Below are 12,355 nucleotides of genomic sequence, written 5' to 3'. Positions count from 1 at the left end.
CTTTAGTTTCCGTTTATTGCATCATCTTTATATTATCATCTTCATTCACACGCAATAAACAAGATACTAACCACCCTTATCACTTTTATGAAACAACTTTACATTACACTTTTACTAGTGCTTGCCGGCACGGCAACTTTTGCTCAGAGCGATTTCAGACCCGGTTTTCTGGTGCAGAATGGCGATACAATCTCTGGATTGATAGATTACCGCGGAGCACAGCGTAACACCAAAGTAGTTACTTTTAAAACTACTGAAAAAGCTGATCAGCAGAACCTGGCACCTGAGCAAGTGCAGAGCTTTGGCTTTAAGAAAGAGAACAAAATTTACGAATCCAAGCTGATACCTGCTTTCGACACTTTAAATGTCCCACAAGTGCTGTTTGCAGAAATATTAGTCAGAGGCCAGGCTAATTTATTTTTTTTGCGCGACCCCATGCAAAAAGACCGCTTTTATATTTCTAAAGGTTCGGAAGCACTAGAAGAGCTTAAGGTAGAAGAGTTTAAACAGAAAAATATGCAGGAAGGACGTAAGCTTGGGCATCTTATGTTGATGCGCCGCGAGTTGTATAAGCCTGTACTTATGAGAACTTTCCTGGATTGCAATTCTATAAAAGAGGCTGACATAGATAAAGTTGTGATTGGGCATAATTCTTTAACAGCTATTGTAAGAAAATATAATCAGTGTGTTGGCCAAATAGAGTATGCTAAGCCACAACAAAAAATACGTACAAGTGTAGCACTTTTAGCCGGATTCAGTAGTTCATCTCTTTCCTTTACTCTTGATGGTAAGGAACAGCTTTTCAACAACAACTCTCTTAAGCCAATAGCAGGTGCATCTTTCAACTTCTCGATGCCAACTTTTAGTGAGAAGATATCCATGCAGATAGAAACACTGTTTACAACAAACTATTTTGAAGGTAACACTGGTGATGACCCATTAACACCGGGCAACAATGCTGGGGAGTATTACATTGATGTAAAGCACTTCAAAATTCCTACAATGTTACGTTATACTCTTCCAAGTGGCACTTTCAGACCATATATTCAGATAGGTCCAGTAATGAATTTTGTTGTGTCGGAAGAAAACGAAGCCAAGACATCCATTACGTTTGGTGGCTCTACACGCACTACTACAAAGCCATTGTTAGAAGAAGATGACTTCAGGAATTTTGCCATAGGCCTAACTGGTGGTGTAGGCATCTCCTATCCTTTATTTGGAAAGATGTTCAGCTTAGAGGCACGTTACGAAGCAAACAATGGAGTCTCACACTTCAACTATCACTCTACCCGAATGCAGAGTTATTCTCTACTGTTATCTTATAAGCTATAGGCTGAAAACATGAAAAACAAAAATCCCCTGCTGGAGTATAGCAGGGGATTTTTGTTTTTGTAGCATTGCACTTAACCTACCAAAACCGTACATTTAACTATGCTAGCAAACTTTTATACCAGCAGTTTACACACACCTATTGGTTACCTGAACATAACCACTACCGACACGCACCTGGTATCGTGCCTGTTCTCGGATGTGGCTTACCCAACTACAGCAGAGCAGCCAGTCATAATGCAGCAAACTATTGCACAGCTAACCGACTATTTTGCAGGAAAACGTAAGGAGTTTGACTTACCACTTCAGCCTGAAGGCACCGATTTCCAGAAGAAAGTATGGGGCCAGCTAAACACGATTGCGTTTGGTAAAACAGCATCTTACATGGATGTGGCAAAAGCAGTATCTGGTGAAAAAGCGATACGGGCGGTTGGTGCCGCCAACGGCCGGAACCCGATCTGCCTCATCGTGCCCTGCCACCGCGTTATCGGCAGCGACGGCAGCCTGACCGGATATGCCGGCGGACTATGGCGTAAAGAGTGGCTCCTCAACCACGAAGGCATAAAACAACCTGCCCGCCAGCTCACATTTTTCTAACTATAACTCATTATAACACAACCTGTTTGCACTCTTTTTAGTATAAGCAACCGTAAAACGGCTAAAACTAAACTATAAAACGATGCAGGCAATACACCTTAATTCAGGCGCACGCGTGAAACCAGCCTCTCTGGTGCTGCGATCTATTGCGCTCTTTATTGATGTTGTTTTACTGCTTATAGTTGCTGCCATAGCTGATTATTATACCATCAGCAGCAACGAGGCTACTTTTCTGTGGAAACCTGAAAGCTTGCTGTATATTTTGCTGGGATGGCTCTACTTTGCCGGGGCTGAGTCGAGCATGAGCCAGGCTACGCTGGGCAAGTACCTCCTGGGCATAAAAGTGATCGACAACTACAACCACCGGTTAAGTTTTAAGGCAGCAAGTATCCGCTACTTTACAAAACCGGTTTCGGTACTGATCTTATTGTTCCGGTTTGTACGTGGCTTACCAATTGCCCGGCACCGGTACTTCCATAACCGCATTACCGATGCTTATGTGGTAAAACAGCAGCCACAGCCTTACACTTCAGAAAAATAAAAAAGCCCGCTCCTTAACAAGAGCGGGCTTCTGTTTTATAGTTCAGCTCGTTAATTGGTAGCTGCGCCGTAAGTGGCAGGTTCTACAGTGGCCGTACCATCAGCACCAACGGTTATTTTAAATATATGATCATACTTGCTGTCGGCTACTGCCTCAAAAGGCTTTTTAGCACCGAATGCCTCCACTATAGTCAGGATAGTATTGGAGTGGCCCGCTATAACTATAGTTTTACCGGCATGGTTTTGTAGCACCTGGCTCTTTAAACCGGCATTGTCTCTTGCGTTATAGGTTTGTATGGTTAAGCCATTTTTCTCGGCAAGCGGCTGGACCGTACTCTGGGTGCGCTTGTAGGGCGTAGCATAAACAGCATCTATTTTTTTACCTGCCAGGTATTTTACCAGTTCTTTAGCACGCGCCTCTCCTTCCGAAGACAGCGTAGGATCCTGGTCAGTTGGGTCGGCGTCTGCTTTTTCGCCATGACGCACTACATAAATTGTGGTTATAGCTTCTTTTTTAGCACGTGATTGTGCTGCTACCCTGTTAAGCGGGGCCAACAGGCAAGAAAGCATTAGGCCGGTTATAAACACCAGTGCAAGACGATAGGAATGAGACATTTTTTTCATAAGTTTCAAAAGTGTAGATCAGAGTAAAATTATCTTAAATTCCTGTTTCTGCAAGTATCGCTTTGGCCTTTTTATTTTTACCTCTGCTCTTCAGCAAATCTGCAAGCAACAAACGGGCTTCATACTGATACTGATTTTCACGAAGCGCGGCTCTGTAAGACTTTTCGGCCATTTTTGGCTTATTCAGTACTTCCCACACAATGCCAACCGTAGTTAACCGCTCAGCTTCTTCGGCCGGTGTGTCTGCCCGCATTTGTTGGCGAAGTAGTTCGCTTGCCTTATCGGGTTCGCCGAGCTGTGCCAGCAACGAAACCAATCTATAGTTGTCGGAGCCTACGCGTTGCCTGCCGTTTAGCAGTGGCTGAAGTGTTACTTTAGCAGAATCTTTTAACCCTAACCCTACCTGATAATCAGCCATACGCACCATATATGACGCGCGAGGCGTGCCACTGGCACTCAGTATGCGCTGCACTTCCTCTAACGTAGTGTAAGCTTTTGTATAGTTGCCTTGTGCAGCCAGCACATCGGCATATTGCTGACGCAGCGTATAGTTCTGCGGTTTTAAAGAAACAAGTCGGGCCAGTTCCGCTTCACTTTCCGGTGCTTTTCCGGTTGTACCTTTTAGCCAGTGTGCATAAGCCAGAGCTTCATCGCGGCGGTCGCGCAGGTAAGTTGATACCGTTGGGGCATCTTTCACATAACTCTCCGCTAAAATAATGGCTTCCGGGTAATGCCCGTACGAAGCGTATATTCTGGCAAAATCCATTGTTACAGTTGCCCGGGTCATCAGGTCGTCTTCCAGTTGCAGCGCTTTGCGATACAGTTCGGTTTGCTGCTTCAGGGCATCGGTTTGTTCCAGTTTGCCATCCCGGCGCATGACTTCCAGCAACTCGGCGCGGGCCACATACACCGGCGCATAGTTCGGGTTTATAGTTTCGGCTTTGGTAAGCCAGTTTCCGGCCTCCCGGTACTTGTGCTGCGCCCGGTTTATACTGGCATAAGCAATTAGTGCAGGTTGATAGTTTGCATCCCAGGTTAGGGCAGTATCCAGCAATGCAGCAGCCTGGCTATAGTTGCGGCGAGCCAGTTCACGCTCCGACAGGTTCAGGTACACTTCAGCCCAGTTGCTGGCCATAGCCTGTTTATCGCCGGCCAGGTAAGCCCGCTGCCGTTTTACCAGTCCATCCAGGAAACTATAAAGTTCCGGGTCTTTGGCTTTCAGATCGGCGGTGGTGTTGATGGATTTGTGGTTGAGCGGGTGCACTTTTACTGGCTCGAAGTAAGCCGGGTAAGTCTGTGCCAGGTACTCGTGTTCGTTGTTGGCGGAGTAATAGTCCAGGGTGCGATTTTCTTTCATCGCATTCTGGTACAGGCGGCGCACTTCGCGGTTTTCGGCATCGGTAAACACCCTGCCATGAAACTGGTGCACATACTCGTGCAGCACCACATTGCGCTCCAGATACGAGCCCCGCACTACGTACTCAATGGCAGCAGCGCCACTTCCTACACCCCGAATATCCATCCACTGGCGGTTATCAAACGTAGTGGCCTGCCGGAAGAACGGCGAGTTCATGGCAATGGTCAGGTCGTGGTGAAGCGGCGGAATCACGAACTTTTCGTTTTGCCTGCTCAGGAACGGGAAATAAACAATACTCTCGTATAGTTGCGACCACACCATTTTCTGCACTTCGTTGCCGGGGTAATACGTCACATCCGGGAAAACACGGGCAAAGTTTACCGGGTCTTTTATAGTTGTAGTTCGGATGACCTGCTGCAGCGAATCGTAGTTGTGCAGGTAAGGCAGTTGCTTTTGTTTGATAACGGCTGCCAGGGCATTATGTGCCGGACCGTAGTGTTTCTTGCGCTTCAGGATGTGCTGGAAAATGGTCTGGGCAGAGTCCAGTCGCTGGGCGCGGTCCATATCGAAAGCCATATAATACACCGAGCCACGCAGCATGGCCGGCAACACCGACGTCGGGTATTCCTGCTGCACCTTTGCGGCTACAGCCAGTGCTTCCTGTAGTTTGTTCTGAGCGATCAGTTTATCGGCCTGTTGTAATGCCTGTCGTACTTTATCGTCCTCTGGTTGGGCGTAGTCGGCGTAGGTTAGGTTGGTATGGCCGTTACCCCAGTGCCAGTGCGTTACATAATGTAGCGGGTTCAGTTCCAGCGCCAGTTCCCATTGGGCAGCCATGTCGTTTAGCTGGGTCGCATCTACACGCCGCCAGATGGCATAACCATAGTTAAAGCGTGCATCGGGGTTAAAGGGGTTTAGTGTCAGGCTGGTGATGAGCGGTTTTTCGGCCAGTTCCGGCTTCTGGTTCCAGAAATGCACATCCGACTCCAACAGATACGCATCGGCATTTTTCGGATTCAGCTGCTGCACCTGTTTTGCCTGTGCCAATGCCTGGTCGTACTTTTTCTGCAGCATCAAAATACGGCCGACCTGTATCGTGGTAGCTTCGTGTTTCGGAGCTTTGGCTAATACCTGGCTGGCAGTGGCTTTTGCTTTCTCCAGCTCCCAGGCCTGTACCTGTAGTTTACTTTTAAGCAATAGTGCTTCCGCCGACTCGGGTTGTAATTTCAGGGCCTGCGCTACCAGCTTTTCGGCCTGCTCAAACTCGTTGTTCAGGATAGCCAGTTTTGCTTTGGCAACTATAGTTTGTACAGTTGGTTTGGCCGTAGCTATAGTTTGCTCCGCTTCCTGCCACAAGCCCAGTTCCAGTAACTTTTCAGCTTTTTCGGCAGGTGCTATATTTGCCGTTCTCGCCAGTTGCAGCTCCTGTTGTAGCTTCTCCCGAATTGCTTTTATATCGTCGGGGTGTTGTGCGAATGCTGGTAAGGCAAGGGTAAGTGTGGTGGTTAGGAGGAGAATATGTTTGGATAAAAGTTTCATCATGCTTTCAATTATGATCTATAGTAGCTATAGTTTAATCTGCTCAAATATCAGTTAATCTTTCAGAAAAATCTCCATCATTCCATTTCTAGCTCTGTAGCCATGGTAATCTGGATTGGCATTTTTATAGAAAGCTATATGGGCAATATTTCTGGCCTTTAAATTATTGATAAACTGAGTACTTTCATGCTCGTCTAATGCCTTTCCATCCACAACTATAGCCATACAGTCATCACACTTTACATCTGTTACACTTATAGGCTGAGAAGCAAAGGTTTTTATGTTATCCTTTAACTGGTTCACCAAAACCTTCTTCTCTTTCCTTTTCTGATTTATTCCAGAACCTATAGTCAATAGCCAGTCACATTTCTTATGGTGAAATACTTCAGACATCTCAATGAACATAAATACCCTTAGTTTATCTATTGATATTGTCTCTATTTCCTTTTCGATGTCAGATACTGAGTATGGCACACCATCTACAACTATAAAGTCGCAGAAATCAACCGTGTCAGGGTTTATGCTATGCTTGGCAACTATAGCATTCTTTAAGTGCTGAACAGAAACATTCTGTGCAGCACTATTTGTAAAGCATAATAGACTAAGGATAAATAGTGCTAGCGTAAATTTCATCTTACATTAAATCTACACACTTCTCCCATCACTTAAAACTTTATATCGGATTTATCAAATATCAAGTTCAAGCCTGCTTACGCTCCACTTTTCTGAAGTAGATCTTCTCCAACCTGCGCATGAAGTAGATGGAAAACAGCAGCCAGAGAATTCCGGCGGAGTAGCCAGCCAGCACGTCGGTGGCGTAGTGCACGTTCAGGTAAATGCGGCTGTAACCAATGAGCAGCAGCAGCAGGGTTAAAACTATAGTTAGCAGCCACCGCCAAAAAGGGTTAGGCACCGTGCGCCATACAATGTAAATCAGCAGCCCATAAAACGAACCGCCAATCATAGCGTGGCCGCTGGGGAAACTGAGTCCAGATTGCTCGAGCATGGCAGTTTCAGGTCGGGGGCGCTCGAACAGGCGCTTCAGGGCTTGGTTTAATATGGTACTGGTAAGCGAGATAACGAGCACTTTAAGCGCGAACCACTGCAGTTGCCGGAACCAGGCAAGTATTAGCGTTACCAAAGGCGGCACCACCATCAGATAATCAGCAGAAGCGAAAAAGGAAATGACACGCATAAAGCGCGTGGTTTCGAGAGAAGTGTGATTAGCGGCGAACCGGAACATGGCTTCATCTAAACCGGTGCTTTTCTCTATAAACACCAGCTGGGCCATGTATATAAAAAGCAGCATACAGGCAAAAAAAGCTAGCCAAACCAGCACTGCCTCTACTGACAACAAGGCCAGCGCACTTATAAACCGTTGCAGCCTGCGCTTCATGGATTTGCTTACGCACTTACCACAACAATCGGTACAACTATAGTTGCTGAACTATAGGCATAAAAAAAGCGAAAGCCGGTCCTGAGTAAGAACCGGCTTTCGCTTTTAATTTAAAGTAGTGTGCGCAAGAAAGGACTCGAACCTTCACACCTTACGGAACTGCCGCCTGAAGACAGCGCGTCTACCAATTTCGCCACTTGCGCAAATTCACTAAATCAAATAAACATCCCCAAAACCCTTTAACCCTCGTTCATTGGGACAACAAAGGTACGAACAAATTTGATTAGCGCAATATCTGCATTAAAAAATATTTAACTTTTTTCTACCGGATCGTCTATCAAAACCGGCGTGATTTCTTTACGTGAGTACCGTTCTATTCGTTTTAAGATCCAGATCCCGATCACGACCCACATAAAGCCTGCGGCAAAGCCTGCCACCACATCGGTAGCGTAGTGTACCCGTAAATAAATGCGGCTAAAACCGATCAGCATCACGAAAACAGAAAGCAGAAAAATAAGCAGATTACGAAGCCAGACCTGTTCCACATGTTTCCAGACCAGGTAAATAATAAGCCCATAAAACGATGCTGCCACCATGGTGTGCCCGCTCGGGAAGCTGAGCCCGTGTGCCTCTACCAATGGTAACAGCGGCCGGGGCCTGTCGAAAAAGTATTTAAGCACCACGTTCAGGGTAATGCTGCCGAGGGCTACCACTGGCACTTTTAACGAGTACCAGCGGTGTTTGCGCACAAAAATAAAGTAGGCAACCAGCAGCAGCGCAGCCGGCGTAAGAAACTCCCCGGACCCGAAGAAGGTAATCACCTCGATAAAATTGTTGAATCCCGGGCTGGCAATACTGGCCGCAAAAGCAAAAGCGGCTTCATCAAACCCGAGTTCACCGCCGCGTATTATCTGGCTGCTGATGTAGAAAAACACCACTACGCACGCTATAAACAGGAGCCATACAAAGATCAGCTCAAAGGTAAAAAGCGCTATACCTGCGGCCAGTTTTTTATAAAAATTCCGGATCATAGTTTATAGTTTCGAAAAAACGCGTGCTTAGGTTGTACTGCCTGCGTATAGCTGTAAACGTAAATATGGCTCTAAACGCTACGCTTATAGTTATGCAAGATACGATCAGGCTGTTTATTGCGGCCTCTTTACCCGATGGGTTGGCACCTTACCTGCAGCAGAAATTGCAACCTTTTCTGGATGATTCGGTGCGGGCCATACCTGTGCAAAACCTGCATTTAACGCTGTTCTTCATCGGGAATGTGCCCGGCACTGCACTTGAAACAATACGTCGGCAGGTAAAAGAGATCGCAAACCAGAGTCAGCCTTTTACCTTGTATTTAGATGCCATTGAACAGGGACCTAAACCGAAGTCGCCGCGGCTGGTGTGGGCGCGTTTTAAAGATGACCCGGAGTTTACTAGGCTCAGCAAACAACTGGCGGAAACCCTAGCCCCCAACGAGCCAAACAAACTGAAGCCTACACCGCACATAACGCTGGCCCGCTACAAAAAGCATGCAGCACGACCTGAGTCTAAACCAGCTGTAATGCCCGAAGGAACTATAGCGCTTCCGGTAAATGCCATTGGCATCTGGAAATCGGAACTTGCATCTCCGCACCCGGTATACAGCGTACTGGAAGCTTACCTTTTAGGCCAAAACCAAACCGGCGCCTGAGCAGTAAGTATAGCTCTGAAGCTATAACATATGACGCAATCCGAAATAACAGAGCTTGTAATGGGGCTCAAAGATAAAAACCTGAGTGTCGCTTTTGCTGAAAGCTGCACGGCTGGTATGCTGGCATCTGAGTTTGTAAAAGCCAAAGGCAGCAGCGACGTATTAAGAGGCAGCCTGGTAGTTTACCAGCCTGAGGTAAAGATGAAACTGCTGAACGTGCGCAAAGCAACCCTGGACCTGTACACTGCCGAAAGCCAGCAGGTAACCAACGAAATGGTAATGGGCCTGAAGAAGCTGTTGGATGCAGACATTAGTGTGGCTGTTACGGGACTGGCAGGAAGCGGAGGATCTGAAAACGAAGAGAAGCCGGTAGGTACCGTGTTCGTTTCGATCCTGTATGATGGCAAAGCTGAAGAATTCAGGGAGGTGTTTGACGGTAATACGCAGGCTGTTCGTAAAAAAACGGTAAATTACATCTTCGATAAACTGAAAGGCGTGCTGGAGCAGCACTTCAATCGTTAACTATAGTTTACACCTTGCCCCAAAACCCAGACAGTGGCTTCGACCGCGTAGCTGCTTTTTATGATCCGCTGGCCCGGCTCGTATTCGGTTCGGCACTTCAGGATGCCCAGCGCTGCCTTCTTCCCTACATTCCAGCTGGTGCATCTGTTCTGATCATTGGTGGTGGCAGCGGCTGGATTTTAAAGGAAGTACTGCAGCAAACTTCGCCAAAGCATATTCTGTATTTGGAAGCTTCTGATAAAATGCTGCAAAAGGCAAGACAGCTCAACTATAGCGCAACTATAGTTGATTTCCGCCACGGCACCGATGCTGACCTACAGCCCCACGAGCAGTTTGATTTAGTGATCACGCCTTTTCTATTGGACCTGTTTCCGGAGCAACGTCTTACGCAACTCATGCAGCAACTCTACTATAGTTTAGCTCCCGGCGGGTTATGGCTATTCGCTGATTTTTGGCCGGTGCAGCAAAAGCCACCTTTTTGGCAAAAGTTACTGGCTAAGAGTATGTACTTATTTTTTGGGGTTTTGAGTGATGTACAGGCTAAGCAGTTACCCAACTATGGTATGCATTTTATTAACCTAGGTTTTCAGGAGAAGTATAGCCAGTCATTTTATAATGGCTTTGTGCAGGCGAAGGTATTTTGTCTGAATCAGGATTTACAGGATTAATGGATTAGCAGGATTGGGTTGTTTGCTATTGTTTCAGCTACAGTAATATAATTGCTGAAACAATACATTCCAATATTGCTGGCGCGAGCGTCCCGCTCGTGTCTCACCATGGTGTTGAGTTTGTAACTCAACTGTCCCGGCAGGGATAGGAATGGCAAAGGCGATGGCTATAGTTATCCAACCACCCCTGACCCCTCCTTGTCTAAGGCGGGGAATCTCTACCTACCATTCATTTTGTCATCCTGAAAGGATCTTGTCGGATGGTGCATTAAGCCTTTGCTATAACATACCCCTGCCCTCTCAAGAAAGGAATTTCTGTCATTCCTATAGTTTAAGCTATAGTGCTATAGTTATAGTTTGTCATCCCCCTACCCCCTTCAAAGGGGGACTTTCTGCTATAGCTAATGCGAAAGCTATAGTTCTATAGTTACTGACGTGCTGTTTCGGACATCCATGTCCGAAACTAATCTGCTGCGGACTTCCACGTCCGCACACTGCATTTTGCTGGCGCAGCTATAGCTTAAACACCTTAAAAACAAACCGGGGCTATAGTTTCTGCAACTATAGCCCCGGCTATTTTATAGTAGAGTTTTTCTATCCGGCTTTCGATTTAAATTTCTTCTGAAGTTCCTGTATGCTCGCTTTAAATTTCTTGTCCGTATCGATCAGGTCGGAAACGGTTTGTACGGAGTGGATAACGGTACTATGGTCGCGGCCGCCGAAGTGGTAACCGATTGACTTGAGCGAGTGGCTGGTGAACTCTTTGGCAAAATACATGGCCACCTGGCGCGCCGTTACAATTTCTTTTTTACGCGTTTTGGCCTTTAAAGAATCAAGGCTAACCTGGAAGTATTCGGCTACCGTTTTCTGGATGAAGTCGAGGTTTACCTCAGTCTCAACATCCTCAATAATATGTTTCAGGGCCTGCTTGGCAAGCTCCAGGTCAATTTCTTTACGGTTCAGGGATGACTGCGCGATCAGAGAGATCAGTACGCCTTCCAATTCACGCACGTTAGTATCCACGCTGTAAGCCAGGTACTCGATCACGTTATCCGGAATGTCGATGCCGTCGCTCTGCATCTTTTTCTGGATGATGGCCATACGCGTTTCAAAATCCGGGCTCTGCAAATCTGCTGTTAAACCCCACTTAAAGCGCGATAGCAGTCGCTCTTCCAACCCTTTCAGGTCGCGTGGCGGACAATCCGATGTCATCACGATCTGCTTGCCGGACTGGTGCAGGTGGTTGAAGATGTGGAAGAACATTTCCTGCGTCTTCTCTTTCCCGCTCAGGAACTGCACGTCGTCAATGATCAGGATATCAACCAGCAAATAGAAGTTGGCGAAGTCCTGTACATTGTTCGTTTTCAAAGACTCGATGAACTGGTTCACGAACTTCTCTGATGAAACGTATAGTACAAACTTATCCGGGTTGCTGTTTTTGATGTGGTTACCAATGGCCTGCACCAGGTGCGTTTTACCGAGACCAACGCCACCGTAAACCATCAGCGGGTTAAAAGATGTAGTGCCCGGTTTATTCGCCACCGCATATCCTGCCGAGCGCGCCAAACGGTTACAATCCCCCTCAATATAGTTCTCAAACGTGTAGGCTGAGTTCAGCTGCGAGTTCAGGAAATTGCGGTCAATCGTCTTCGACTCGAACGGGCTCTTGATGAAGTTCTGCTCGGGACGATAAGAGTTAACGACAGCTGCCGGTATTTTTTTGGTCGGGATGTTTACGGTTTGTGGCTTGTTCGACTCGTTACCACGGTCAACTATAATAGAGTATTCCAGGCGACCATCAGCGCCAAGCTCCTGGTAAATAACCTTCTTTAAAAGCTGCACATAATGCTCCTCCAGCCACTCGTAAAAGAACTGGCTCGGCACCTGTATTGTGAGCACACTGTCGCGCAGGCTAATAGGTTTAATTGGCTCGAACCAGGTCTTAAAGCTCTGATCGCCAATATTTTCCTTTATCACCTGCAGGCAGTTACTCCATACAGTCGTACAATCTTTAATCATCCAATTTTCCAAAGCACACAAGATTAGTTTGGTTTTGCAAACCGCTCCTTTTCCACAGGGGGGTTACAAATTTGCTT

The 12,355-nt window shown here is 46.7% G+C and carries 12 protein-coding genes and 1 tRNA gene; 6 read left to right on the top strand and 7 right to left on the bottom strand.

Annotated features, from left to right (window positions below):
* Positions 1–87 precede the first annotated feature (87 nt).
* The 3 genes from GXP69_RS10050 to GXP69_RS10040 all read left to right on the top strand — a co-directional run bounded on the left by GXP69_RS10050 (position 88) and on the right by GXP69_RS10040 (position 2,467).
* Complete coding sequence (locus tag GXP69_RS10050) at positions 88–1,332, top strand: porin family protein (protein ID WP_163914939.1); 1,245 nt, start codon at positions 88–90, stop codon at positions 1,330–1,332.
* Between the two features lie 99 nt (positions 1,333–1,431).
* Entirely contained in the window at positions 1,432–1,926 is a 495-nt protein-coding gene (locus GXP69_RS10045; protein ID WP_163914938.1) for a methylated-DNA--[protein]-cysteine S-methyltransferase, read from the top strand.
* Between the two features lie 82 nt (positions 1,927–2,008).
* Complete coding sequence (locus GXP69_RS10040) at positions 2,009–2,467, top strand: RDD family protein (RefSeq protein ID WP_163914937.1); 459 nt, start codon at positions 2,009–2,011, stop codon at positions 2,465–2,467.
* Between the two features lie 50 nt (positions 2,468–2,517).
* Here GXP69_RS10040 and GXP69_RS10035 read toward each other — a convergent pair whose 3' ends face one another.
* The 6 genes from GXP69_RS10035 to GXP69_RS10010 form a co-directional block, all read right to left on the bottom strand.
* Positions 2,518–3,090 (bottom strand): SixA phosphatase family protein, encoded by a 573-nt coding sequence (locus tag GXP69_RS10035; protein ID WP_163914936.1) that lies wholly within the window; start codon positions 3,088–3,090, stop codon positions 2,518–2,520.
* A 34-nt stretch (positions 3,091–3,124) separates the two neighbouring features.
* Positions 3,125–5,989, bottom strand: a complete 2,865-nt coding sequence (locus tag GXP69_RS10030) for a tetratricopeptide repeat protein (protein ID WP_163914934.1) — start codon at positions 5,987–5,989, stop codon at positions 3,125–3,127.
* A 51-nt stretch (positions 5,990–6,040) separates the two neighbouring features.
* Entirely contained in the window at positions 6,041–6,619 is a 579-nt protein-coding gene (locus tag GXP69_RS10025) for a hypothetical protein (RefSeq protein WP_163914932.1), read from the bottom strand.
* 67 nt (positions 6,620–6,686) lie between these two features.
* Positions 6,687–7,382, bottom strand: a complete 696-nt coding sequence (locus GXP69_RS10020) for a phosphatase PAP2 family protein (RefSeq protein ID WP_163914930.1) — start codon at positions 7,380–7,382, stop codon at positions 6,687–6,689.
* Between the two features lie 121 nt (positions 7,383–7,503).
* A tRNA-Leu gene (locus tag GXP69_RS10015) sits at positions 7,504–7,585 on the bottom strand.
* Positions 7,586–7,693: 108 nt separating this feature from the next.
* Positions 7,694–8,413 (bottom strand): phosphatase PAP2 family protein, encoded by a 720-nt coding sequence (locus tag GXP69_RS10010; protein ID WP_163914928.1) that lies wholly within the window; start codon positions 8,411–8,413, stop codon positions 7,694–7,696.
* A gap of 92 nt (positions 8,414–8,505) precedes the next feature.
* On the opposite strand from GXP69_RS10010, the gene thpR reads away from it, so the two are divergent.
* Genes thpR through GXP69_RS09995 form a run of 3 tightly spaced genes read left to right on the top strand, consistent with a single transcriptional unit; the run spans position 8,506 to position 10,259 of the window.
* Positions 8,506–9,069, top strand: coding sequence for an RNA 2',3'-cyclic phosphodiesterase (gene thpR / locus GXP69_RS10005; protein ID WP_163914926.1), 564 nt, complete (start codon positions 8,506–8,508; stop codon positions 9,067–9,069).
* Between the two features lie 30 nt (positions 9,070–9,099).
* The gene (locus GXP69_RS10000; RefSeq protein WP_163914924.1) at positions 9,100–9,591 is read left to right on the top strand and encodes a CinA family protein; all 492 of its coding nucleotides are present in this window, start codon (positions 9,100–9,102) and stop codon (positions 9,589–9,591) included.
* Between the two features lie 14 nt (positions 9,592–9,605).
* Positions 9,606–10,259 (top strand): class I SAM-dependent methyltransferase, encoded by a 654-nt coding sequence (locus tag GXP69_RS09995; RefSeq protein WP_163914922.1) that lies wholly within the window; start codon positions 9,606–9,608, stop codon positions 10,257–10,259.
* Between the two features lie 594 nt (positions 10,260–10,853).
* Here GXP69_RS09995 and dnaA read toward each other — a convergent pair.
* Positions 10,854–12,278 (bottom strand): chromosomal replication initiator protein DnaA, encoded by a 1,425-nt coding sequence (gene dnaA, locus GXP69_RS09990; protein ID WP_163914920.1) that lies wholly within the window; start codon positions 12,276–12,278, stop codon positions 10,854–10,856.
* Positions 12,279–12,355: the final 77 nt, after the last annotated feature.

Source organism: Pontibacter burrus, assembly GCF_010686685.1.
GTDB lineage: Bacteria > Bacteroidota > Bacteroidia > Cytophagales > Hymenobacteraceae > Pontibacter > Pontibacter burrus.
This window is presented reverse-complemented; position numbering and strand designations above follow the sequence as displayed.